This is a genomic window from Paraburkholderia youngii, from assembly GCF_013366925.1.
GTDB classification, from domain to species: domain Bacteria; phylum Pseudomonadota; class Gammaproteobacteria; order Burkholderiales; family Burkholderiaceae; genus Paraburkholderia; species Paraburkholderia youngii.
This window is the reverse complement of record NZ_JAALDK010000001.1, coordinates 6,303,478-6,328,067: the sequence shown is the minus strand read 5'-3', so window position 1 is coordinate 6,328,067 and position 24,590 is coordinate 6,303,478. Positions and strand designations below refer to the sequence as shown.

The 24,590-nt window shown below is 65.0% G+C and carries 21 protein-coding genes and 1 tRNA gene; 14 read left to right on the top strand and 8 right to left on the bottom strand.

Features of this window, described 5'->3' with window-relative positions:
- Positions 1-161: 161 nt before the first annotated feature.
- From G5S42_RS28825 to dprA, 3 genes are all read right to left on the bottom strand, one after another.
- On the bottom strand, positions 162-2,828 hold the full coding sequence (locus tag G5S42_RS28825) for a DNA topoisomerase III (RefSeq protein ID WP_176109842.1): 2,667 nt from the start codon (positions 2,826-2,828) through the stop codon (positions 162-164).
- A 310-nt stretch (positions 2,829-3,138) separates the two neighbouring features.
- Complete coding sequence (locus G5S42_RS28820) at positions 3,139-3,516, bottom strand: thioredoxin family protein (RefSeq protein ID WP_176109841.1); 378 nt, start codon at positions 3,514-3,516, stop codon at positions 3,139-3,141.
- Between the two features lie 101 nt (positions 3,517-3,617).
- Positions 3,618-4,847 carry a DNA-processing protein DprA gene (dprA, locus tag G5S42_RS28815; protein WP_176109840.1) on the bottom strand — a complete coding sequence of 410 codons (1,230 nt, stop codon included), beginning with the start codon at positions 4,845-4,847 and terminating at the stop codon, positions 3,618-3,620.
- A gap of 280 nt (positions 4,848-5,127) precedes the next feature.
- On the opposite strand from dprA, the gene def reads away from it, so the two are divergent.
- From def to G5S42_RS28745, 14 genes are all read left to right on the top strand, one after another.
- Complete coding sequence (gene def, locus G5S42_RS28810) at positions 5,128-5,631, top strand: peptide deformylase (protein ID WP_176109839.1); 504 nt, start codon at positions 5,128-5,130, stop codon at positions 5,629-5,631.
- Positions 5,632-5,660: 29 nt separating this feature from the next.
- A complete protein-coding gene (gene fmt, locus G5S42_RS28805) occupies positions 5,661-6,656 on the top strand; it encodes a methionyl-tRNA formyltransferase (RefSeq protein ID WP_176109838.1) in 996 nt (331 codons plus the stop codon).
- Positions 6,657-6,771: 115 nt separating this feature from the next.
- Entirely contained in the window at positions 6,772-7,413 is a 642-nt protein-coding gene (locus G5S42_RS28800; protein WP_176109837.1) for a LysE family translocator, read from the top strand.
- A gap of 105 nt (positions 7,414-7,518) precedes the next feature.
- Positions 7,519-8,376: a zinc metalloprotease HtpX gene (htpX, locus tag G5S42_RS28795; protein ID WP_013088049.1), complete on the top strand. Its 858-nt coding sequence runs from the start codon at positions 7,519-7,521 to the stop codon at positions 8,374-8,376.
- 196 nt (positions 8,377-8,572) lie between these two features.
- Positions 8,573-10,012 carry a 16S rRNA (cytosine(967)-C(5))-methyltransferase RsmB gene (rsmB, locus tag G5S42_RS28790; protein WP_176109836.1) on the top strand — a complete coding sequence of 480 codons (1,440 nt, stop codon included), beginning with the start codon at positions 8,573-8,575 and terminating at the stop codon, positions 10,010-10,012.
- On the top strand, positions 10,009-10,608 hold the full coding sequence (locus G5S42_RS28785; protein ID WP_176109835.1) for a DUF4390 domain-containing protein: 600 nt from the start codon (positions 10,009-10,011) through the stop codon (positions 10,606-10,608). Before rsmB ends, G5S42_RS28785 begins: the two co-directional genes overlap by 4 nt.
- Entirely contained in the window at positions 10,598-13,024 is a 2,427-nt protein-coding gene (locus G5S42_RS28780; RefSeq protein WP_176109834.1) for a sensor histidine kinase, read from the top strand. Before G5S42_RS28785 ends, G5S42_RS28780 begins: the two co-directional genes overlap by 11 nt.
- Positions 13,025-13,714 carry a response regulator transcription factor EsaR gene (gene esaR / locus G5S42_RS28775; protein WP_176109833.1) on the top strand — a complete coding sequence of 230 codons (690 nt, stop codon included), beginning with the start codon at positions 13,025-13,027 and terminating at the stop codon, positions 13,712-13,714.
- Positions 13,715-13,808: 94 nt separating this feature from the next.
- Positions 13,809-13,884: transfer RNA gene (locus tag G5S42_RS28770), tRNA-Phe, on the top strand.
- A 393-nt stretch (positions 13,885-14,277) separates the two neighbouring features.
- Positions 14,278-15,009 carry a 7-cyano-7-deazaguanine synthase QueC gene (gene queC, locus G5S42_RS28765; protein ID WP_176109832.1) on the top strand — a complete coding sequence of 244 codons (732 nt, stop codon included), beginning with the start codon at positions 14,278-14,280 and terminating at the stop codon, positions 15,007-15,009.
- 53 nt (positions 15,010-15,062) lie between these two features.
- Complete coding sequence (gene queE, locus G5S42_RS28760) at positions 15,063-15,695, top strand: 7-carboxy-7-deazaguanine synthase (RefSeq protein ID WP_013088055.1); 633 nt, start codon at positions 15,063-15,065, stop codon at positions 15,693-15,695.
- 9 nt (positions 15,696-15,704) lie between these two features.
- On the top strand, positions 15,705-16,148 hold the full coding sequence (gene queD / locus G5S42_RS28755) for a 6-carboxytetrahydropterin synthase QueD (RefSeq protein ID WP_026228977.1): 444 nt from the start codon (positions 15,705-15,707) through the stop codon (positions 16,146-16,148).
- 203 nt (positions 16,149-16,351) lie between these two features.
- Positions 16,352-17,134 (top strand): HpcH/HpaI aldolase family protein, encoded by a 783-nt coding sequence (locus tag G5S42_RS28750; RefSeq protein WP_176109831.1) that lies wholly within the window; start codon positions 16,352-16,354, stop codon positions 17,132-17,134.
- A complete protein-coding gene (locus tag G5S42_RS28745; RefSeq protein ID WP_176109830.1) occupies positions 17,131-17,868 on the top strand; it encodes a tetratricopeptide repeat protein in 738 nt (245 codons plus the stop codon). Before G5S42_RS28750 ends, G5S42_RS28745 begins: the two co-directional genes overlap by 4 nt.
- A gap of 80 nt (positions 17,869-17,948) precedes the next feature.
- Here the strand turns inward: G5S42_RS28745 and rodA are convergent, their stop codons facing one another.
- The 5 genes from rodA to G5S42_RS28720 all read right to left on the bottom strand — a co-directional run bounded on the left by rodA (position 17,949) and on the right by G5S42_RS28720 (position 24,412).
- Positions 17,949-19,097: a rod shape-determining protein RodA gene (rodA, locus tag G5S42_RS28740; protein WP_176109829.1), complete on the bottom strand. Its 1,149-nt coding sequence runs from the start codon at positions 19,095-19,097 to the stop codon at positions 17,949-17,951.
- 10 nt (positions 19,098-19,107) lie between these two features.
- Positions 19,108-21,489, bottom strand: a complete 2,382-nt coding sequence (mrdA, locus tag G5S42_RS28735; RefSeq protein ID WP_176109828.1) for a penicillin-binding protein 2 — start codon at positions 21,487-21,489, stop codon at positions 19,108-19,110.
- A gap of 79 nt (positions 21,490-21,568) precedes the next feature.
- Entirely contained in the window at positions 21,569-22,081 is a 513-nt protein-coding gene (gene mreD, locus G5S42_RS28730; RefSeq protein WP_176109827.1) for a rod shape-determining protein MreD, read from the bottom strand.
- Positions 22,078-23,214: a rod shape-determining protein MreC gene (mreC, locus tag G5S42_RS28725; RefSeq protein WP_176109826.1), complete on the bottom strand. Its 1,137-nt coding sequence runs from the start codon at positions 23,212-23,214 to the stop codon at positions 22,078-22,080. Before mreC ends, mreD begins: the two co-directional genes overlap by 4 nt.
- A gap of 154 nt (positions 23,215-23,368) precedes the next feature.
- Complete coding sequence (locus G5S42_RS28720) at positions 23,369-24,412, bottom strand: rod shape-determining protein (RefSeq protein WP_004189550.1); 1,044 nt, start codon at positions 24,410-24,412, stop codon at positions 23,369-23,371.
- Positions 24,413-24,590: the final 178 nt, after the last annotated feature.

The following is a 24,590-nucleotide window of genomic DNA, read 5'->3' as shown; positions in this document are numbered from 1 at the left end:
CGGACAATAAAAAGGCGCAGTCACCTGAAGTGACTGCGCCTTTTTCTATGGGCAGATGCGGATGCGGAGCAAAGTGCGGGCTATGCACGGATCGCCGATCGCGGCGGCGGAATGTAGCCATTCCTTCTACCCCGCGAGCCGCCGATCCGAATCCCGCCTAATCAGCCGATTTTTCGCGCCGCGGTCTTTTTCGCCGGTGCCTTCTTGGCCGCCGCGGTCTTGGCGGCGGGCGCCTTCTTCGCCGCCACCTTCTTTTCCGCCGGCTCGGCCTTCACTGCCACCGCGGTATCGCCTTCGTCCGCTTCCGGCATCGCCTTCGCGGCCGAACGAGCACCTGAAGTCTTCGCTGCCGCGGTCTTCCCCGCCGCCGGCTCCTTCTTCTCGAATTCAAAGCCGATCTTGCCGTCGTTCTGCTTGACGAGGAACGCCTTGAAGTTTCGGCCGGTACGCGACGACTTGAAGTTCGTCAGCAGATCGGTGCGCCCTTCCTCGAGCAGCTTGGCCATCTGCTCGCGGGCGATTTCCTGCTGCAGGATCACCTTGCCGGAGCGGAAGTCGCACGACTTCGGACTCGCCACCGAGTTTTCGCAGACGTAGCTCATGCCGTGCTCGAACACGCGGCCCTGACACTTCGGACACGCGCCGACCGGCTGCTGATCGGAGAAGTCAGGCGGTTCGCCGTCTTCGCCGGCAGCGTCCTGGCCGAAGTCGAACTCGAGCTTGTAATTCTTGATCTCGTCGTCGAGCGACAGTTTCAGGATCGCCGAGAACGGCCGACCCATCTTGCTGCGGAAGCCAGACAGCGGTCCGATCGTCTTGTTCTGCAGCAGTTCTTCGACTTCGGCGATCTCGAACTGACGGCCACCCGGGATCTTCGAGATCGAGAATTCGCATTTCGAGCACGCGAAGCGCCGGTAATTTTCCTTCACCTGGCCACCGCAATTCGGGCAAGGTGTCTGCAACGTCGCGTAATCGCCAGGGATCGTATCCGAATCGTATTCCTTCGCGCGTTTGACGATGGTTTGCGTCATGCGCGCGATTTCCTGCATGAACGCGTCGCGCGGCAGGTTGCCACGCTCCATCTGCGACAGCTTGTATTCCCATTCGCCGGTCAGTTCGGGCGCGGTCAGCTCCTTCACGCCGAGGCCGCGCAGCAGCGTCATCAGCTGGAAAGCCTTGGCGGCCGGAATCAGATCGCGGCCTTCGCGGATCAGGTACTTTTCGGTCAGCAGACCTTCGATGATTGCCGCGCGCGTCGCCGGCGTGCCGAGCCCCTTGGCCGCCATCGCTTCGCGCAATTCGTCGTCTTCGACCAGCTTGCCCGCGCCTTCCATCGCCGACAGCAGCGTCGCTTCGTTGTAGCGTGCGGGCGGTTTCGTGACCAGTTGCTGTGCGGCGATCTTGTCGGTCTTGACCTTTTCGTCCTTCTGCACCGGCACGAGGTTCGCATCTTCGGCGCTGGTTTCGCGGCCGTAGATCTGCAGCCAGCCCGGCTCGACGAGCACCTTGCCTTCGGTCTTGAAGTAATGGCCGACCACCTCGGTGATGCGCGTCGTCACACGGTATTCGGCGGCCGGGAAGAACACTGCGAGGAAGCGTTTGACGACGAGGTCGTAGAGCTTCTGTTCCGGCTCGGACAGATTCTTCGGCGCCTGCAGCGTCGGGATGATGGCGAAGTGGTCGCTGATCTTCGAATTGTCGAAGATGCGCTTGTTCGGCTTCACCCAGCCCTTGTCGAGCACCTGTTTCGCGAACGGCAGGTAGTTGTTGCTCTCCTTGAGCATGCCGAGCGTCTGCTTGACCGTGTCCAGATAGTCTTCCGGCAGCGCGCGCGCGTCGGTTCGCGGATAGGTCAGCACCTTGTGCTTTTCGTACAGCGCCTGAGCGAGGCCCAGCGTATTCTTCGCCGAAAAGCCGAAGCGGCCGTTGGCTTCACGCTGCAGGCTGGTCAGGTCGAAGAGGGCAGGCGACAGCTGGGTCGATGGTTTCGACTCCTCGGTCACCACGCCCATCTGGCCACGGCAGGCGGCGACGATCGTCTCGGCCGCGGGCAGCGACCAGAGGCGCGAATCGCGCTTTTCCGGATCGAACTCGTCGCGCTTGAATTTCGGGTCGAACCAGCGGCCTTCATAAAAGCCGGCCGCGCAGACGAACTCTGCCTTCACTTCCCAATAGTCGCGCGGCACGAAGCGTCGAATCTTCTCTTCGCGTTCGACGACGATCGACAGCGTCGGCGTCTGCACGCGGCCGACCGTGGTCAGAAAGAAGCCGCCGCCCTTGCTGTTGAATGCGGTCATCGCGCGCGTGCCGTTGATGCCGACGAGCCAGTCCGCTTCCGAGCGGCAGCGCGCCGCGTCGGCGAGCGGCTGCATCTCTTCGTCGCTGCGCAGGCGTGCAAAACCCTCGCGGATCGAGCCGGCCGTCATCGACTGCAGCCACAGCCGTTGCACCGGCTGTTTGGCTTTCGCGTGCTGCGCGATCAGGCGGAAAATCAGCTCGCCCTCGCGCCCCGCGTCGCATGCGTTGATCAGACGGTCGATATCCTTGCGCTTCATCAGCTTGGTCAGCACCTTCAGGCGCGACTCGCTCTTCGCGATCGGATTCAGATCGAAATGCGGAGGAATGACGGGTAGGTTGGCAAAGCTCCACTTGCCGCGCTTGACTTCGTATTCGTCGGGTGCGGCGATTTCCAGCAGATGGCCCACTGCCGACGATAGAACGTAGTCGTCGCTTTCGTAGTACTCGTCATGCTTGGTAAAGCCGCCCAAAGCGCGCGCGATGTCGTTCGCGACAGAAGGCTTTTCGGCGATGATCAGTGCTTTGGACATGACTCGATGTGAGGTTGGTAGATCCGGGTTGGTGGCCTTGAGCGCCAACATGGCGCGCGACGCTCGCTTGAGACCTCTTTCGACCCAATAACGACCGCTTTATAGCACAAGGCGCGAACCCAACGGGTCAAGTACGATAAAAGCGCGCCATCATAATTGCGCGTCCGGCGGTTGATCAACTGCGGCAAACGCCGCGTGCGGACAGCGATGCCAGCGGCGATGCTGTCCCAGAAATGGTCGGCGACGGCCCGTGCCGCAAGCCGCGCTTCGCGAGGCTTTCCGTTTGGCCATGCGGCGCGCGAAGCCGCCTTCAGGCGACCGCCAGCGCAGGCCGCAGCTTCGGCGCACCGGTCACGCCGGGCAGTGCGGTCAGATCCGACAGCATCCGCTCGACGATCGACACCTGTGGCAAAACCGTACCGAAAAACCGTGTCGTCACCGAGTCTTCGATCAGGACGGTCGGGAAATTCTCGACGTCCAGATCGTCGAACCGATCCGCATGAGTTTCGATGTCGATCCATGCGAAGCAGACTTCCGGGTGCCGCTCGGCCAGCTGGTTGAAGGCGTCCCGGTAGTCGCGACACGTTCCGCACCACTCCGCGCACAGGCATGCAACGAACAGAGTGTCGGGGTCGTTGACGCGCTCGGCGATCCGGTCCTGGTCGGTGTCGAGGTTCAGCGCGGGCATGAAGTGATTTCCTTGTGTGCTTTGTCGGGTGCTTTGGCGCGAATGTAGCATGGCCGGTCGCGAAGAGTTGCCAATCTGCGTTGATGCCGGTCAGTCTCGGCTCAGTCATGATGGGCTCGCATGAAGCGGCCGCCGGGCAGCAGCGTGACCTCGCCGGCGAGTTCGAGCCGGAGCAGGGCGGCGTGCAGGGCCGCGTCCTGCATCTCGGTGCGGGCGGCCAGAATTTCAAGCGTGGTCGGTGAGTGGCCGAGCGCGGCGAGCAGACGTTGGGAGTCGGGGGCGAGCGCCGGCTGTGGGGCCGGCCCGATCGGCCGTGTATCGGCGAAGGCGGCGCTCGCAGCTCGCAAAGCGGTCCCGGCCGACGAAACGCGCAAACGCGCCTGATCCAGCGGAGCGGCCTGTTTCGCTGCGCGTCCCGCGTGGTTTGCCGTCCGTCGGACAAAACCCAGCTCTTCCAGCACCTCGTCCGGTGTTTCCACGAGCCGCGCGCCCTGCTTGATCATCCGATGACAGCCGCGCGACAACGGCGCGTAAATCGATCCTGGCAGCGCGAACACGTCGCGCCCCATCTCGTTGGCGAGCCGCGCGGTAATCAGCGAACCGGAGCGCATAGCCGCCTCGACGATCACGACTCCGCTGACCAGCCCGGCGATCAGCCGGTTGCGCTGTGGGAAATTGGCGGCGCGCGCGGGCGTGCCTAGCGGCCACTCCGACAGAATTGCGCCCTGCGCCCCGATCTGCCGCGCGAGCGCCTGATGCGCGGCCGGATAGACGAGGTCCGCGCCGGTGCCGACCACCGCGACCGTTCCGCCGACACCTTCGAGCCCGCCCCGATGCGCGGCGCCGTCGATGCCGAGCGCGAGCCCCGAGACGACCGTCACGCCCGCCGCCGACAGCGCTCGCGCGAACCGCCGCGCATCCTCGATGCCCTGCGGCGTCGCGCTGCGGCTGCCCACCAGCGCGACCGCGCGCGTATGCAGCAGATCGAGCCGGCCCTTTATATATAGAAGCGGCGGCGGATCGGGCATCGTCAGCAGCGCGGGCGGGTAGGCGGGGTCGTCGAGCGTGACGATCTGGTTGCCCGGCTGCTCGCGCCATGCGAGCACCGCCTCGAGCTGGCCGTCGAACGCCGGACCCGGCGGCGCCAGCACCGCGCGCGCAGCGGTCTCACCGGCGACCTCGGCGAGCGCATCCGGCGACTGCGCAAACAGCGCTTCAGGCAGTCCGAATGCGGCTAGCAACAGGCGCAACGCCGCGGGTCTGAGGCCCGGCGCAAGCGACAACCGTAGCCAGGCGGCCAGTTCGATACGGGTTGCGGGCAAGGTGTGCATGTGGGTCGCTCCTCTGGCGGGGCCTGCGGGCAGGCGGGCGCCATGCTAAAATTTTCATGATCCGAAATAAAACCGTGCTGCAATAGAAACGGCAATCAGCCGCGAATAACCGCGGCGCCGCGCGTGAGCGCGCGGGTTCGTCGTCGGGCGCGCGAGGCGCGTTGAATCGAACCGGTTCGACACCATCTATCCTCTGCGTATTACGACGGGCTCACAACCTGGCCGAATGGCCAACGCGAGCCTCCAATGGTTAGCGGCGTCTGAAATCACACTCGAAATCATGGCTTTACTGAATATCCTCAATTACCCCGACAAACGGCTGCACAAGGTGGCGAAGCCAGTCGAAGAGGTCAACGACCGTATCCGCCGCCTCGTCGCCGACATGGCCGAAACGATGTACGCGGCGCCCGGCGTCGGGCTTGCCGCCACCCAGGTGGACGTGCACGAACGCGTGATCGTGATCGACGTGTCGGAAACGCACGACGAATTGCTCGCGTTCATCAACCCGGAAATCGTCTGGTCGAGCGATGAGAGGAAGTTGTCGGAAGAGGGCTGTCTGTCGGTGCCCGGGATCTACGACAACGTCGAGCGTGCCGAGAAAGTGCGCGTGCGCGCGCTCAACGAGAAGGGCGAAACGTTCGAGCTCGATTGCGAGGGCCTCCTCGCCGTGTGCATCCAGCACGAGATGGATCACCTGATGGGCCGCGTGTTCGTCGAATATTTGTCGCCGCTGAAGCAAACGCGCATCAAGAGCAAGATGAAGAAGCTCGCCCACGCTATGTAACGCGCTTTCAATTTGCCCGCCGCTCGTTCATGACTCATTCGTTGCGCGTCATCTTTGCCGGTACGCCGGAATTCGCCGCGGCCGCGCTGGCCGCGATTCATCGCGCCGGGTTTGCCGTGCCGCTCGTCTTGACGCAGCCGGACCGGCCCGCGGGACGCGGCATGAAGCTGCAGGCGAGCCCCGTCAAGCGCTACGCACAGGAGCATGGCCTCGCGGTTGCGCAGCCCACGTCGCTGCGCCGCGCCGGCAAGTACCCCGAGGAAGCCGCCGCCGGCATCGAGCAACTGCGCGCGACGCCGCACGACGTGATGGTGGTCGCCGCCTACGGGCTGATCCTGCCGCAGGAAGTGCTCGACATTCCGCGCTTCGGCTGCATCAACATTCACGCGTCGCTGCTGCCGCGCTGGCGCGGCGCGGCGCCGATTCATCGCGCGATCGAGGCGGGCGACGCGCAAACCGGCATCACGCTGATGCAGATGGACGCCGGCCTCGACACCGGCGCCATGATCTCCGAAGTCCGCACCCCGATCTCCGCCGACGACACCACCGCCACGCTGCACGACCGCCTCGCCGAGCACGGCGCGCAACTGATCGTCGATGCCCTGATCGAGCTCGAGCGCAGCGGCAAGCTGGCCTCGACCCCACAACCGGCCGACGGCGTGACCTACGCCGAGAAAATCGCCAAGCACGAAGCGGCGCTCGACTGGCGCCGCCCGGCCGAGGCGCTTGCGCGCCAGGTGCGCGCGTTCGATCCGTTCCCCGGCGGCGCCGGCACGCTCGCCGACGGCAGCACCGTCAAGATCTGGGCCGCCACCGCCGTGGCCTCGCCGACTTCCGGCAACGACAAGACGCCAGGCACCATCACCGAGGTTTCTCCCGACGGCGTGCTGGTCGCTTGCGGCCAAGGCGCACTGCGTCTGACACAATTGCAGAAGCCCGGTGGCAAGCGCCTGCCGGTGCGCGAATTCCTTGCCGGTTCGCCGCTCGCCGCAGGCCAGCGCTTCGAGCTTCCCGAGGCGCAATAAGCGCGGCGCGCACGCCAGAGCATCGTCGATTCCGCCGGCGTTCCAGGCGCCCGCCGCGGGCCCGCCGCGCGTTAGAATCCTCCTGCAGCAGACCAGGTTTTCGAGGGTTCATCACATGTTCGGCATCGTCCATTTCGAGTTTTTCATCGTCGCGGTTTTTCTCCTGAACATCACGCCGGGGCCGGATACCGCTTATATCGTCGGGCGCAGCGTCGCCCAGGGCCGCGGCGCGGGGCTGATGTCGGCGCTCGGCATTTCGGCGGGCTGCTGCATTCACTCGCTGGCCTGCGCGTTCGGGCTGACCGCGCTGCTGGCCGCGTCGGCCACCGCGTTCACCATCGTCAAATTCGTCGGCGCGATTTATCTGATCTATCTGGGTGTGCGCCTGATCTTCACGAAGCCGGCTGCGGGTGCACCTGCCGGCGACGCGCGTGCGCCGTCCACGCCGAAGTCACTGCGGCAGTTGTTCCTGCAAGGCTTCTGGACCAATGTGCTGAACCCGAAGGTCGTGCTGTTCTTCGTGTCGTTCTTCCCGCAGTTCGTGGCGACGGGCAGCGAACACAAGACCTTCGCGTTTCTGGCGCTCGGCGCGGTCTTCGTGCTGATGAGCATGGTCTGGAACAGCTTCGTCGCGTGGATCGCGGGCAGCGTCACGCAGCGTTTCTCGGGCAAGCCGACGGTCAAGCGTTGGCTCGATCGCAGCGTCGGCAGCGCGTTCGTGGGCCTCGGCATCAAACTCGCGACCGCCTCGCGGTGATTGAATTTTCCCGCGTCGCCCATATCTAACGTTTCGCTTACAATCTGGCGCCGCAATCGCGCGGCACGGAGATGAAGGCCACGCTCGGGGCAAGGAGTTGCAGACATGTTCAATTGGGTGAAAACCGCGATGTTGATGGCCGCGATTACGGCCCTTTTCATCGTGATCGGCGGGATGATCGGCGGGTCGCGCGGCATGATGCTCGCGCTCGTGATCGCCCTTGGGATGAATTTCTTTTCGTACTGGTTCTCCGACAAGATGGTCCTGCGCATGTACAACGCGCAGGAAGTCGACGAAAACAGTGCGCCGCAGTTCTATCGGATGGTGCGCGATCTCGCCACGCGCGCGAACCTGCCGATGCCGCGCGTCTACCTGATCAACGAAGACGCGCCGAACGCATTCGCCACCGGCCGCAATCCGGAGCACGCGGCGGTCGCGGCGACCACTGGCATTCTGCGCGTGCTGTCCGAGCGCGAAATGCGCGGCGTGATGGCGCACGAACTTTCGCACGTGAAGCACCGCGACATTCTGATCTCGACGATTTCTGCGACCATGGCCGGCGCGATTTCCGCGTTGGCGAACTTCGCGATGTTCTTCGGCGGCCGCGACGAAAACGGGCGTCCCGCGAACCCGATCGCGAGCATCGCGGTTGCGCTGCTCGCGCCGATTGCGGGCGCGCTGATCCAGATGGCGATTTCGCGTGCGCGCGAATTCGAAGCCGACCGTGGCGGCGCGCAAATTTCGGGCGACCCGCAGGCCTTGGCGTCGGCGCTCGACAAGATCCATCGCTATGCGAGCGGCATCCCGTTCCCGACGGCCGAGGCGCATCCGGCCACCGCGCAGATGATGATCATGAATCCGCTCTCGGGCGGCGGTATCGCGAACCTGTTCTCGACACACCCTGCGACCGAAGAACGCATCGCGCGTCTGATGGAAATGGCGCGCACCGGGCGCTTCGACTGAGCCGCCGCGTCGTTCGGCGCGTCGATCCTGAAGTACTGAAGAGCGGGCCCGCGAGGCCCGCTTTTTTGTTGCACCGTTCGTCGCAACCGCGCGACAGCGTCTGCCGCCGCCCCCGCACGGCGGCGCCCCACGGCGCCACGCTACAATGTGCGCTGATTGCGCCGCGCGCACCGTGCGGCTGGCCCTTGCTCCCTTCATGACTTCAAAGCCTTCTTCGCGTTCTGCTTCCTCGTCGGCGCGCTCGCGCGAATCCCGTTTGTCGGCGCTGCATCTGTCGCCCGAATCGCTCGGGTTCGCGCTCGACTGCGCGGCTCAGGCCGTCGGCGCCGTGCGTCTCGGCGCGGCCTTGCCCGCAGCGCTGCAAAGCGTGTTCGTGTCGATGCCCGAGGGCAACGCCGCAGCGGCGCGCGGCGCGGTGCAGGACATCGCCTATCGCACGATGCGGCGTCTCGCGACCGCCGAGTGGCTGATTGGGAAGCTCGTGAAGAAAGCGCCACCGCCGCACGTCGCGCATGTGCTTGCATGCGCGCTCGCACTGCTCGTCGACGACGAAGCGAGCGCCGCTTACACGCCGTTTACGGTCGTCGACCAGGCGGTCAGGGCGATCGGCGCGCGCCGCGAGTTCGGGTTCGCGAAGGGGCTCGTCAACGCGGTGCTGCGTAACTTCTTGCGCGAGCGCGACACGTTGCTCGCCGCCGTACAAGCCGACGAAGCCGCGCGCTGGAACTATCCGGCCTGGTGGATCGACGCGGTGAAGCGCGCATGGCCCGAGGCGTGGCAATCGGTGCTGGCCGTCGGCAACACGCAAGGTCCGCTGACGTTGCGCGTGAACGCGCGCCATTCGACGGTCGACGCCTATCTGCAAGAGCTGCAACGCCAGCAGATCGCCGCAAGCAAGGCCGGCGAGCACGCGGTCACGCTCGCCACGCCGATGCCGGTCGAGCGCATTCCGGGCTTCAGCGAAGGGGTCGTGTCTGTACAGGACGCAGGCGCGCAACTCGCCGCGCAATTGCTCGGCGTGCGTGACGGCATGCGCGTGCTCGACGCATGCGCGGCCCCTGGCGGCAAGACCGGCCATCTGCTCGAACTCGCCAACATCCAACTCGTTGCGCTCGAAAGCGATGCGTCGCGCGCGCGCCGCATCGGCGAAAACCTGCGGCGTCTGAAGCTCGAAGCGGAAGTGCGCATCGGCGACGCGGGCAACCCCGCGCAGTGGCACGACGATCTTGACCAACCGTTCGACCGCATCCTCGCCGACGTGCCATGCTCTGCGTCGGGCATCGTGCGGCGTCATCCGGATATCCGCTGGCTGCGTCGCCAGTCGGATATCGCCGCGCTCGTCGCCGAACAGCGCCGCATTCTCGACGCGCTGTGGCCGCTCGTGAAACCCGGCGGCGAGTTGCTTTACGTTACCTGTTCGGTCTTCCCCGAAGAAGGCGAGTTGCAGGCTCAGTGGTTTGGAAACCAGCATCAGGATGCGGTACGATTGGACGCGCCGGGGCAGCTTTTACCCTCAGTTGCTCGCGCGCCCGCCGACTCATCGGCCGGTTCTCATGCTGGACGACCCGCTGAATTCAGCGCCGGCACGAACTCAGACCACGACGGATTTTTCTACGCGCGCTTTCAGAAACGGTGACCATAAAACGCTTCTTCCCGCTTCGGCTCGCTGCCGTGCTCTGGATCGCGCTGGCCGTCTGGCTTGCAGCGCCGGGCGCGGCGCACGCTGACTCGATCGCGGTGCAGCGGGCGTCGCTGCAGGCCGACAACGGCGGCTGGAGTCTCGATGCGCATTTCGAATTCGAGCTGAACAGCAATCTCGAAGACGCGGTCAACAAAGGCATTCCGCTTTATTTCACGACCGATTTCGAATTGAGCCGGCCGCGCTGGTACTGGTTCGACGAGCAGCCGGTCAGCGTGTCGCAAAGCTTGCGGCTGTCGTTCCAGCCGCTCACGCGCGAATATCGCGTGTCGAGCGTGCAGTCGGGCGGCTTGCAGCTCGGCTTTTCCACGCTGAAGGATGCGCTCGCCGTGATCAAGCACGTGACGTCGTGGCACGTGATCGACCGCAATGAGGTGCGTGTCGGCGAAACCTACAACGCGTCGGTGCGCATGCAACTCGACATCGGGCTGATGCCCAAGCCATTCCAGATCGACGCGGTGAACAACCGCGACTGGAACCTCGCCTCCGATTGGAAGCGCTTCACTTTCACGGCGGCCGATCGTGCTAAATAAAGTGCGCTCATCTTCCACCAGTGTCAGCAGCATCGTCGTGCGCGTGCTGGTGTCGACGGTCGCGGTCACGGCCGTGCTGCTGCTCGTATTGCTGGCCGCCGCGAGCGCGAACACCGAATTCTTCGACCGCTATTACCAGTGGCTGTACGCGGCCAACGTCGCGGTCGCGATGATCTTTCTGCTGGTGGTGGCGACGCTCGTCGTCATCATCGTCGTGCGCTTACGCACGGGCAAATTCGGCACACGGCTGCTCGCGAAGCTCGCGTTCTTCATGGCGCTGGTCGGCGTGGTGCCGGGCGGCATCATCTACATCGTGTCGTATCAGTTCGTGTCGCGCAGCATCGAGTCGTGGTTCGACGTGAACGTCGAAACCGCGCTAGCGTCCGGCCTCAATCTCGGGCGCGGCATGCTCGACGCGTCGCTGTCGGATTTGCAGACGAAGGCGCGTCTGATGTCCGAGCAGATCGCGAGCGCGGATGCGGCCGGCACCACGCTGACGTTGCTGCGTCTGCGCGACCAGTTCGGCGTGCAGGACGCGACGATCGTCGAGCCGACCCGCAGCATGTCGGGCGCGACGCCGGACATGCACGTGGTCGCGCAGGCGTCCAGCAATTACGCGATGCTGCTGCCGAACGATCTGCCGACACCATTGATGATCGAGCAGGCGCGAGGCCACGGCTATGCGGCGATCGAAGGCGAGGTGGACGGCGACGCGCACGCGCAGGGCGGCAAGGGCGCGCTGCGTCTGCGCGTGGTGCAGCGTATTCCCGATGCGAACGCATCGCTATTGCAGCCCGCCGAGCGCTTCCTGCAACTGACGCAGCCAGTTTCGACGACACTCGCGCGCAATGCCGACGCGGTGCAGCGCGCGTATCGCGAGTATCAGGAGAAGGCGCTCGGCCGCACCGGCCTGCGCAAGATGTACATCGGCACGCTGACGCTGTCGCTGTTTCTCGCGACCTTCATCGCGATGATGCTCGCGCTCGCGCTCGGCAATCAGCTCGCGCGGCCGCTGTTTCTGCTCGCGCAGGGCACGAAGGAAATCACCGAGGGCGACTACACGCCGAAGCGCGAGATCAAATCGCGCGACGAACTGGGCTTCCTGACTCAGTCGTTCAACGCGATGACGCGGCAGTTGGCGGAAGCGCGCGGGGCTGTCGAGAAAAATCGTATCGCGCTCGAGCATTCGAAGGCGTATCTCGAGAGCATCCTCGCGAACCTGACCGCGGGCGTGTTCGTATTCGATCGGCAGTTCCGGCTGACCACCGCGAACCGCGGCGCCGAGCGGATTTTCCGTCAGCCGTTCCAGACGGTGCTCGGTTCGTCGCTCGATCAGATCGGCGTGCTCGGCGAATTCGGCGCGATGGTGCGCAAGGCATTCGCCGATCGCGAAGCGGCGAGCGAAGACGGCCATGACGACAACGGCCATTGGCAGCAGCAGTTCTCGGTGCCGGTTCCCGGCGAGACCGAGCCGCTGACGTTGCTCGTGCGCGGCGCACGGCTCGTCGCGGCGAACGAGCGCGATGCCGAAGACATCCAGACCTCAGGCTACGTGGTCGTGTTCGACGACATCTCCGACGTGATCTCCGCGCAGCGGTCGATTGCATGGGGCGAAGTCGCACGGCGCCTCGCGCACGAGATCAAGAATCCGCTCACGCCGATTCAACTGTCAGCCGAGCGTTTGCAGATGAAGCTCGCCGACAAGCTCGCGCCGTCGGATGCGGACGTGCTGAAGCGCGGTGCGACGACGATCGTCAATCAGGTTGCGGCGATGAAGCAGATGGTCGACGATTTCCGCGACTACGCGCGCACACCGCCCGCGGTCCTCGCGCATCTGCAATTGAACGATCTGGTCAGCGAGGTGCTCACGCTGTACGGTATCGAGGAAGGCAAGGGCGTGATCCAGGTCGAGCTTGCGGCCTTGCCGGCAATACGCGGCGACGCGACGCAATTGCGTCAGGTGATCCACAACCTGCTGCAGAATGCGCAGGACGCGGTCGCGGAAGTCGCGCATCCGCGTGTTTTGCTCGAGACGAGGACAGTAGAATACGGAGACCCCGACGTGCAAGGCAAGGCGCGCGTCGCGGTACGTCTGACCGTGTCGGATAACGGACCGGGCTTCCCCGCGCGTATCCTCACGCGCGCGTTCGAGCCGTACGTGACGACCAAGGCCAAAGGTACGGGTCTGGGACTTGCGATGGTCAAGAAGATCGTCGACGAACATGGCGCGCGCATCGACATTCGCAATCGCATGAAGGCTGGCGACGTGATCGAAGGCGCGCAGATTTCGATTCTCTTCCTTCAACTGGCGGACGAGCCCGCGCAGCCGGGTGCACCTGGTTCGGGTGCGCATCCGGCGCATGGTGGCGCGTCGCAGGGAACGACAAAAGCAACAGTGCAGACAAGGGCAGCGTAAATGGCAACCATCCTGGTGGTAGATGATGAAATGGGCATCCGGGAACTGCTCTCGGAGATCCTCAGCGACGAGGGACACGTCGTGGAGGCCGCTGAAAACGCGCAGGAGGCGCGCGAGTTCCGGCTGCGTCAGGCGCCGGACCTCGTGCTGCTCGACATCTGGATGCCGGACACCGACGGCGTGACGCTGCTCAAGGAATGGGCCGCGCAAGGTCAATTGACGATGCCCGTCATCATGATGTCCGGTCACGCGACGATCGACACCGCGGTCGAGGCCACCAAGATCGGCGCGCTCAACTTCCTCGAAAAGCCGATCGCGTTGCAGAAGCTGCTGAAGGCGGTCGAGCAGGGACTCGCGCGCGGCAACTCGGCGGCCGTGCCCGGCGGTGTGGCCGCGAAGCCGGCGTTGCCGGTCAGCGCATCGTCGGTCGCGTCGGCGGCCGCGTTGCCGATGCTTTCGGCCGATGGCGTCGGCGGCGGTGCGCTCGCCGCGCAAACCGCGTCCATCTCGTTCGACATTCCGCTGCGCGATGCGCGCGACGCGTTCGAGCGCGCGTACTTCGAATATCACCTCGCGCGCGAGAACGGCAGCATGACGCGCGTCGCGGAGAAAACCGGTTTGGAGCGCACGCATCTTTATCGCAAGCTGAAGCAACTCGGCGTCGATCTCGGCAAGAACAAGGGCGAGTGAGCGCCACCTGTTGCATGCAAACGCGGCCCGGCAATATTTTTTATGAAAGGGCTTGCTGAACTGCAGATCGCTTGATATAGTTTCGTTCTTCGTTGGCCCGGTAGCTCAGTTGGTAGAGCAGCGGATTGAAAATCCGCGTGTCGGTGGTTCGATTCCGCCCCAGGCCACCAGGATTCAGCCCCAGGAAATCGCAAGATTCCTGGGGCTTTTCCGTTTGGCGGACAAGTCGTCTTTGGCTCGCCATGCGGTTGGAGCCGCGACGCGTTGGACAACAGGCGGCGGTGACATTCGGTGTCGCGTGATAAAATCGCGCCAGTTCAAGGACTTGCATGCAGGCGTCGCACGCGGTCGTATACCGCGCGAATGCGGTGCCGAGCGTATCGCACCGAAGCACCCAATCCTTCGCCCGACGATCGGCGGTATAAGCGCCCAGCCACGTTCACGCGCAACGCGCGACCTATACTGCTTTGGGCCGGCACAATGCCGGCACACGTCGCGCCGCGTTGCTCGCATAGCGCACCTCGCGCAGCGCGACGTGGCGCTCTCATTCACGGAGTATCACGGTGATCCGCAAAGACGCTAAGCGTAGCGCGCTCGTGCTGTTTTCCGGCGGCCAGGATTCCGCCACGTGTCTCGCGTGGGCGCTCGATCGTTACGACACGGTCGAAACGATCGGCTTCGACTATGGTCAGCGTCATCGGGTCGAGCTCGAATGCCGCGAGGGTTTCCGTCAGGCCGTCGTGCGTGCGTTTCCGGCGTGGGCCGATCGTCTCGGCGACGATCACACGATCGACCTGTCGCTGCTCGGCGCGATCAGCGACACCGCGATGACGCGCGAGATCGAGATCGAAGCCACGGCCAATGGGTTGCCGAACACGTTCGTGCCGGGCCGCAATCTGATGTTCATGACGATCGCCGCGGCCATCGCGTATCGGCGCGGTTTGCAGGTGCTGGTCGGGGGGATGTGCGAGACGGACTTCTCGGGTTACCCCGATTGCCGCGACGACACGATGAAGGCGTTGCAGGTCGCGCTGAATCTCGGCATGGACAAGCGTTTTGCGCTGGAGACACCGCTAATGTGGCTCGACAAGGCCGACACATGGCGTCTCGCGCACGAGCTCGGCGGCGACGCACTGGTCGAACTGGTGCGCGTCGAGACCCACACTTGCTACCTCGGCGAACGCGCCGAACTGCATTCATGGGGCTTCGGCTGCGGCGAATGCCCGGCATGCCGGTTGCGCAAACGTGGCTATGAGGCTTACCTCGCCGGTGAGAAAGTCACCGAGCCCGTGTGACGGTTCGCGCAAGAGCGCGCATCATTGATCAGGAACACAGGACAGAAAGCAGCATGACGTACGCGGTCAAGGAAATCTTCTACACGTTGCAGGGCGAGGGCGCGAATGCCGGGCGGCCGGCCGTGTTCTGCCGTTTTGCAGGCTGCAATCTGTGGTCGGGCCGCGAAGAGGATCGCGCGGAAGCCGTCTGCCGTTTCTGCGACACCGACTTCGTCGGCACCGACGGAGAGAACGGCGGCAAGTACCGCACACCTGACGAACTCGTCGCGATGATCGCGTCGCAATGGCCGCAAGGCGAGGGCGAACGCTTCGTCGTGTGCACCGGCGGCGAGCCGATGCTGCAGATCGATCAGCCGCTCGTCGACGCGCTGCACGCGGCCGGCTTCGAGATCGCGATCGAGACCAACGGCTCGCTGCCGGTGCTCGACACGATCGACTGGATCTGCGTGAGCCCGAAGGCCGACGCGCCGCTCGTCGTGACGAAGGGCAACGAACTGAAGGTCGTGATCCCGCAGGACAACCAGCGCCTCGCCGACTACGCGAAGCTCGACTTCGAGTATTTCCTCGTCCAGCCGATGGACGGTCCGTCGCGCGACATCAACACGAAGCTCGCGATCGACTGGTGCAAGCGTCATCCGCAGTGGCGCCTGTCGATGCAGACTCACAAGTATCTGAACATTCCCTGATTTGCCGTGCTGACGATTACCCGAAAACTCGAATTCGACGCGGGCCACCGCATCCCCGATCACCGCAGCCAGTGCCGTAATCTGCACGGCCATCGCTATGTGCTCGAAATCACGCTCCAAGGCGATCTGGTCGACACCGAAGGCGCGCCCGACCGCGGCATGGTGATGGATTTCGCCGACGTGAAGTCGCTCGCAAACGAGCACCTGGTCGACAAGTGGGACCACGCGTTTCTCGTCTACGAAGGCGACACGCAGGTGCGTGGCTTTCTCGACAGCATGGCGGGTCACAAGACGGTCGTGATCGATCGCATTCCCACCGTCGAAAACCTCGCCGCGATTGCATTCGATATCCTCGCGAACGTCTACGACGCGCACTACGGCGTGAACCTGCGCCTGCATAAAGTGCGTCTGTACGAGACGCCGAACTGCTGGGCCGACGTGGTCCGCGACTAGCTTCCCGCCTGAATCCACACCCCGCCGCGCGAGCGAACTCTCGCGTTATTGTCACGGTATGATCGTTCCGACCAACACACGGAGCGAGACATGCCGGTCACCGCATCGCGTCGCAGCAGGCATCGAGGCCGTCAGCGCCCCGGTGCCTGCCTGATTCGCTATCTGGCCCCGCTTCGCATTGCAAACCTGCGCGAGGCCAGCCGATGAGCACCTTCACCAACTCCCTCAAACAACGTCTGAAGGACAACGCGCCGCTGTTCGGGCTGTGGTTGTCGCTCGGCAGCGAGGCCGCCGCCGAAGCGCTCGCGCACGCCGGCTTCGACTGGCTGCTGATCGACATGGAGCACGCGCCGAACGATAGCGGCGGCGTCGAGTCGCAATTGCGCGCGATCGCCGCCGCCCATCTGCCGAGCGAGCCGGTGGTGCGCGTGCCCGCGAGCGAGCCCTGGCTCGTCAAGCGCGTGCTCGACGCCGGCGCGCGCACGCTGATGTTCCCGAACATCGAATCCGCTGAAGACGCGGCACGCGCCGTGCGGCTCACCCAATATCCGACCGCGGAGGCACTCGACGGCCTGCGCGGTGTCGCGGGCGTCGTGCGTGCGGCCGGCTACGGCATGCGACGCGACTACGTGCAGACGGCGAACGCACAAATCGCGACGATTGTGCAGATCGAATCGGCGCGCGGCTTGCGCGAGGTCGAGCGGATCGCGGCGACGCCGGGCGTCGACTGCGTGTTCGTCGGGCCGGCCGATCTGGCCGCGAGCCTCGGTCATCTCGGCGACGCGAAGCACGCGGACGTGCAGGCGGCGATGGCGCGCATTGTCAGCGCGGCCGACCAAGCCGGCATTGCCGCCGGCATCTTCGCAATGGACGTGGCCGGCGCGCGGCAGCATCGCGACGCGGGCTTTCGCTTCGTGGCGCTGGCCGCCGACGTGATCTGGATGTTGCGCGCGACGCGCCAGGCATTACAGGAGGTGAGGTCATGAACGGCAGAGTGCAGGGGGGCGCCGGGCCGAGGATTGCGCGGGTGATCGCTCAAGTGATCATTACGGCGGCGGCGCTGCTCGCGAGTACCGCGTGGAGCGCCGCGTACGCACAGGATCACGTCGCCAGGTCGAACGATCCGCAGACGCAATCCGCGGTGGCCGATTACAACGCCGGCAACCTCGCCGCTGCGCTGACCGAATTCCGCGAGGCCGCCGAGCGCGGCAGCCGGCTCGCCCAGTTCAACTACGCGATGATGCTGCTCAACGGCGAAGGCACGCCGGTCAACGTCGACGAAGGCAAGAAGTGGCTGCGCAAGGCCGCCGACGCGAACATGTCGCACGCGCAATACGTGTACGGCAAGATGTACGACGATGGCGAGTTCGTCGAGCGCGACCCGGTGGAGGCGCATCGCTGGTTCATGAAGGCCGCCGCGCAGGGTCATGTGCAGGCGGAACTCGCGCTCGCGAATCAGTTCCTCGACGGACGTGGTACCGAGCGCGACAACAAGCAGGCGTTCGTCTGGTACAAGAAGGCGGCGCAGGGCGGCGACATGACCGCGCAGTATGTGACCGGCTCGTTCTACGAGCGCGGCGGCGATGGTGTCGACCGGAATCTGAATGTGGCGCGCGCGTATTACGCGGCCGCGGCGGCACAGGGCGATCCGGCCGCGCGCCTGAAGTATCAGCAGTTGAGCGCGCAGTTGCGCGATCAGAAGGAAGTGAAACCCCAGTAGTGAAGCAGCAGTCAAGCAAAAGGGCGCTCGCAACGAGCGCCCTTTTGGCATTTTCGATTGCTGCGTGCCGTTGGCTACGCTTAGCTCTGCATCAACCGCTTCTGTCGCGCGACACTCATGATCAGCCCGGTCGCGACACCCAGTGTAGTCAGCGCGGTGCCGCCGTAACTCATGAATGGCAACGGCACGCCGACCACCGGCAGAATGCCGCTCACCATGCCGATATTGACGAACGCGTACGTGAAGAACGCCATCGTCAACGAGCCGGCCAATAATCGCCCGAACAAGGTCGCGCCATTGGCTGCGATGTAGAGCCCGCGCGCGATCAATAGCATGTACAGCGTGAGCAGCACGATCCCGCCCGCCAATCCGAACTCTTCCGAAAACACCGCGAAGATGAAGTCGGTGTGCTTTTCGGGGATGAACTCCAGATGCGCTTGCGTTCCCTTCAGCCAGCCCTTGCCGAGCGGGCCGCCCGAACCGATCGCTATCACCGCCTGAATCGTGTGGAAGCCTTTGCCGAGCGGGTCCGAGGTCGGATCGAGCAAGGTGCAGATACGGTGCTTCTGATAGTCGTGCATCAGCGGCCACTGCACTTCGGGCTGACAGATCTTGTCCTGGAACGCCGCGATCGACACAACCGCGATCACGCCTGCGATCAGCACCGGCACGATCAGCTTGAAACTCAGCCCCGCGAAGTAAATCACGAACAGGCCGGCGGCGAACACGAGCACGGCCGTGCCGAGGTCGGGCTGCTTCGCGATCAGGCCGACCGGCACGATGAGGATCGCGAAGCCGACCAGGTAGTCGTACCAGCGCATCACGCCTTCGCGGCGCTGGTAGTACCAGGCGAGCATCAGCGGTGTCGCGATCTTCAGTATTTCCGATGGCTGGATCACCACGCCGACGTTGATCCAGCGCTTCGCGCCCTTGCGCGTGAGACCGAACATCGCGACCGCGACCAGTAACGCGATCCCGAACGTGTAAAGCGGGACCGCGAAGCGCATCAGCGTGTTGGGCGGCACATTGGCGAGCCCCCACATCAGCACGAAGGTGAGCAGGATGTTGCGCAACTGGTCTTCGACGCGGCCCGGCATATCGAGACTCGCGCTGTACAGCGTGACGATGCCGACGCACAGCAGCAGAAACACGATCAGGGCGAGCGGACGGTCGAAGCCCGCGAACATCCGCTTGATGCGGTCGAGCCAGGCGCGCTTGTCGAATTGCATGCCTTTCTCCTTATTCGTCGATACCGCCGGTGGCGGGCTGGCGCGGTGACGCGCCCTGGACGCTGTCCTCGCGCGATGGGGCCGCGACGCTCGGCGCCGGCTCGCTGGCCGGACGGGGTTTGTGCGGGGCGTCGGACGTACGCGACGCGGATTTCTTTGCCGCGGCCGAAGCCGATGCCGGCCTGGCCGCCGACGCCGCCCGCGCCGCACTGGCCGAAGCCGCTGCCGCTGCCGGTGCGCTGGCCGGCACCGTTGCCGCCGCGCCAGCCGATGCCGCCACCGGCACGGACGCGCCGTTCGCGCCCGAAGCCGCAACAGCCGCCGACGCACCCGAGGCCGCCGCGGCAGCCGCCGCCCCCGGCACCGGCAGTGCCTTGAAGCCCGCCGCGATCCTGAGCGGCTGAGCGCCCTCATGCTGCGCCGGCGTTTCACCGACCTGTGGCGCGGACGCTTCGGCGGTGTTAGATGCCGCTGCCGCGACGGCTGCTTCGACCACGCCGGGCTTGTTCTTGCCGACCAGGTAATAGTCGAGCACCCTGCGCGCGATCGGACCGGCCGCCTCCGCGCCCCAGCCGCCGTTTTCGACGATCAGCGCGAGCGCGATCTTCGGTTGCTCGACGGGCGCGAACGCGATGAACAGCGCGTGATCGCGCAAATTCTCAGCGATCGCGTGACCCTTGTAGTTCGCGCCTTGCAGCGAGTACACCTGCGCGGTACCGGTCTTGCCCGCCGCCTGGTACGCCGCGCCGGCGAACACCTTGGCCGCCGTGCCGTTCGTGACCACGCCTTCCATCGCATGCTTGATGAAGTCGATGTCCTGCTGCTTGACCGCGATCCTGTCACTCGGGTCGCGCACCACCGGCCGCGTGTCCTTCGTGATCGGATTCTCGATGTCGCGCACGAGGTGCGGCTTCATCACGACGCCGTTGTTCGCGAGCGTTGCGGTGGCATGCGCGAGCTGCAGGATCGTGAACGAGTTGTAGCCCTGGCCGATGCCGAGGCTGACCGTCTCGCCTTCGTACCACTTCTGCTGCTCGGGTTTGCGGTACGCGTGGCGCTTCCAGTCGGTCGACGGCAGGATGCCCTTCGCTTCGCCGGCGATGTCGATGCCGGTGATCTGCCCGAAGCCCCACGGTTTCATGAAGTTCGCGATGTTGTTGACGCCGAGATCGTGCGCGAGCATGTAGAAGTACGTGTCGTTCGACACGACGATCGCACGGTTCATGTCCACCCAACCCTGGCCCGAGCGCACGTCGTTGCGGAACGTGTGGCCGCCGAACGTGTAGTAGCCGGGGTCCTGGAAGCCCCAGCTCGGCGTGCGCTTGTGCAGCGACAGCGCGGCGAGCGCCATGAACGGCTTGTAGGTCGAGCCTGGTGGGTAGGTGCCGTGTAGCGGCCGGTTCAGCAGCGGATGGTCGGGCGAGTTGTTCAACTCGTCCCAGGTCTGCTGGTCGATGCCGTCGACGAATGAATTCGGGTCGAAGCTCGGCGCCGACACGAACGCGAGCACGTCGCCGGTGGACGGCTCGATCGCCACGAGCGCGCCGCGACGTCCAGCGAACGCCTGCTCGGCGACCTGCTGAAGGCCGATGTCGAGCGATAGCACGAGGTTGTTGCCCGGCGTCGCCTGGGTGCGCGACAGCGTGCGCACCGGGCGGCCGCCCGCCGTCACCTCGACTTCCTCGAAGCCGGTCTGACCGTGCAACTCGGTTTCGTAGCTCTGCTCGACCCCGATCTTGCCGATGTAATCGGTGCCCTTGTAGTTGTTCGCGTCCAGACGCGGATCGTAGTGGTCCGGATCGCTGTCGTTCTGATCGCTGGCGTCGTCGATACGGTCCTGGTCGCGCTGCGAAATCCGTCCGATGTAGCCGATCACGTGCGCGGCGGTCGGCCCGAGCGGGTACTGACGGAACAGCCGCGCGCGCACTTCGACGCCGGGGAAACGGAAGCGCTGCGCGGTGAAGCGCGCGACTTCGTCGTCGCTCAGGCGCGTGCGGATCGGCAGACTTTCGAAGTTCTTCGAGTCTTCCTGCAGCTTCTTGAAGCGGCGGCGGTCGCGCGCGTCGATCGAGACTACCGTGGCGAGGTTGTCGACCACGTTATCGAGCGTGTCGTTCAGCTTCGACGGTGTGATTTCGAGCGTGTAGGCCGAGTAGTTCTTCGCGAGCACGACGCCGTTGCGGTCGGTGATGATGCCGCGGTTCGGCACGATCGGCGCGACGGAGATGCGGTTTTCATCGGCCTGCAGCGAGTACTTGCTGTAGTGCCAGACCTGCAGGAACAGGAAGCGAAAGCCGATCAGCCCGAAGCAGACGAACACGAACAGGCCCGCCGCCGCGACGCGCAGGCGGAATTTCGTGAGCTGCTGTTGAGTGTCCTTGAATTCGGTCATGCGATTCTGCAAAAGGCCGGCATGCGGCCATCAAGAGTGTGCGCCCAAATTGGCCGCGGGCGGTGGGCCCGATGCGGGTTCAAATGGGGCGCGTGTCGTCCGGGTCGGCGGGGCGGCGCTGCGGCATCAGCAGCAAGATGCTCGCGAGCGGCCACAGCGCGGCTTCGACGAAACCGTCGATCAGATAACTCCAGCCCGGAAACGCCGCACCGGTCAACAACCGGATCACGAACGGCACCAGTTGCGCGACGACGAGTAGCGGCATCACCGCGAAGGTTTGCACGCCGAGCGACATCCACAGCACGCGGCGGTGAATCGTGATCGCGCCGTACGACAGCAGCGTGTAGGCGAGCGCGTGCTCGCCGAGCAGGCTCGCGTTGTGCACGTCCATCAGCAGGCCGAGAAAAAACGCGATCCCCATGCCGACCTTGCGCGGCTGATGAACATTCCAGAACAGCAACACGAGCGCGACGAAATCGGGCACGCCGGCGAGACGCCCCCACGGCATCAGGTTCAGCAGGAACGCGGAGGCGAGGCTGAACGCGATGAAGTACGGGTTGACCGGCTGCAGGATGTATTGCGGGCGATTCATGGCTGAGCCCCCGGCTCGGCTTGCGGCTTCGCGTTCTTCGCGGCGGCCGGTTTGTCGGCTTTTCGGTCGGCTGCGGGCTTTTCGGACTTCTTGTCTGCGGCGGCTTTGGCCGGCGCCTTTTCCGTGGATTTTGCTGCGGGTTTTTCGGCGGGGGCTTTGTCGGCGGCGTTCTTGTCCGCCGACCTGGCGGCGGATTTGTCCGCCGCGCCCTTGCCTTCCGCGGCTTTGGCGCCCTTCTTCGCTTTCGCTTCTTTCGCGACGGTCGCCGCGTCGGGCTCGTCGGCCGGGCGCGGTGGCGCGGTGTTCTGGACGTGCAGCACCAGCACCTGACGCGCGCCGCGCACCGCCGCGACCGGCAGACTGACCACGCGGGCAAACGCGGTGTCGGCCTGCCTGTCGACGCGCACGACCTTCGCGACCGGCAGCCCCGGCGGATACACGCCGTCGAGACCGCTGGTGACGAGCTCGTCGCCGGTCTGCACGTCGGCGCTGATCGGCACGAAGCGCAGATCGAGCGTGTCGCCCTTCGGCGTGCCGTAGATCACGCTGCGCAAGCCGGTGCGCAGAATTTCGACCGGCACCGCCTGGTCCTTGTCCGTCAGCAGCGTGACTTCGGCCTGCAGCGGGAACACCCGTGTGACCTGGCCGATCACGCCGTCCTCGTCGACGACCGGCGAGCCGTTCTGGATGCCTTGCTGCGCGCCGCGTCCGATCACGACCTTCTGCGTGAACGGATCGCGCGTGTCGTACTGGATTTCGGCGGGAAGCGATTGCGTGGTCAGCTGCTGCGACAGTTGCATCAGTGCGCGCAGATGACTATTTTCGGCAGCGAGCGACGCGGCCGTGTTGGCCTGCTGCGACAGCTGCAGGTCCTTCTCGCGCAGCTTCGCGTTTTCGTTGCGCAGCGTGGCGCTCGTCACGGCGAGGTCGGCGGCGCCCATGAAGATGTCGCGCGGCACGAGCGCCGCGCGCTGCAACGGATAAAGACCCGCGCCGAGCACGCCGCGGACGATTTCGAGCGTCTGGAAGCGGGCGTCGGAGATCAGCAGGGCGAGCGCCAGCACGACGAAGAACACCAGTCGCGCGAGAGCGGAGGGGCCTTGCTTGAACAGGGGCGGCGGACTGTATTCCATGGTCGGCGCCGGGGGCGTGAGCGGTTGGGTGAGACGGCGGCGCGCTAGGCAAGCGCGTTCAGCGCGCGGAGGCTGGTCGGCCCAGCCAACGACAAAGCGGCCCGCAAGGGGCCGTGTGCCAGATCCGCGCTACTGACATGGGAGGAAGGCTCGCTTACTCGTACGAGAAAATGCTGCCGAGCTTGTCCATGCGCTCGAGCGCCATGCCCGAGCCGCGCACGACGCAAGTCAGCGGATCTTCGGCGACGAGCACCGGCAGGCCGGTTTCTTCGGCGAGCAGTCGGTCGAGATCGCGCAGCAGCGCGCCACCGCCGGTCAGCATCATGCCGCGCTCGGCGATGTCCGCGCCGAGTTCCGGCGGCGTTTGTTCCAGTGCGATCTTCACCGACGACACGATCTGGTTCAGCGGATCGGTCAGCGCTTCGAGGATTTCGTTGCTGGAGATCGTGAAGCTGCGCGGAATGCCTTCCGACAGATTGCGGCCCTTCACTTCCATTTCCTTGACTTCGGAGCCCGGGAACGCGGAGCCGATTTCCTTCTTGATGGCTTCGGCGGTCTGCTCGCCGATCAACATGCCGTAGTTGCGGCGGATGTAGTTGACGATCGCTTCGTCGAATTTGTCACCGCCGACGCGCACCGAGCCCTTGTACACGATGCCGCCGAGCGAGATCACGCCGACTTCGGTCGTGCCGCCGCCGATGTCGACGACCATCGAACCCGTTGCTTCCGACACCGGCAGGCCCGCGCCGATCGCGGCGGCCATCGGCTCTTCGATCAGGTACACCTGCGAGGCGCCCGCGCCATGCGCGGCTTCCTTGATCGCGCGGCGCTCGACCTGGGTCGAACCGCACGGCACGCAGATGATGATGCGCGGCGACGGCGAGAACATGCGCGATTCGTGAGCAGTCTTGATGAACTGCTTGATCATCTGCTCGGTGACGGTGAAGTCGGCGATCACGCCGTCTTTCATCGGGCGGATCGCCTCGATGTTGCCCGGCACCTTGCCGAGCATCTGCTTGGCTTCCTTGCCGACTGCCTGAATGGTCTTCTTGCCGTTCGGGCCGCCTTCCTGGCGGATCGACACGACCGACGGTTCGTCGAGAACGATGCCCTTGCCGCGCATGTAGATAAGCGTGTTGGCGGTGCCGAGGTCAATGGCCAGATCGTTGGAGAAGTAGCTGCGCAAAAAACCGAACATTCAAAATCCTGTCTCGCTGGGGGCCGGGCCTCGCACCGTATGCGTAGGGCGGCAGCGGAATAAATAACAGCTTCAACCGGGCGGTAGCGACGCCACATGAACTTGAAGCCGCGGGGGAGTCTACCGGAGGCCGTTGCAAAGCCAGGGCGGAAAACGCCGGACGTTCTTTGAATTGTCC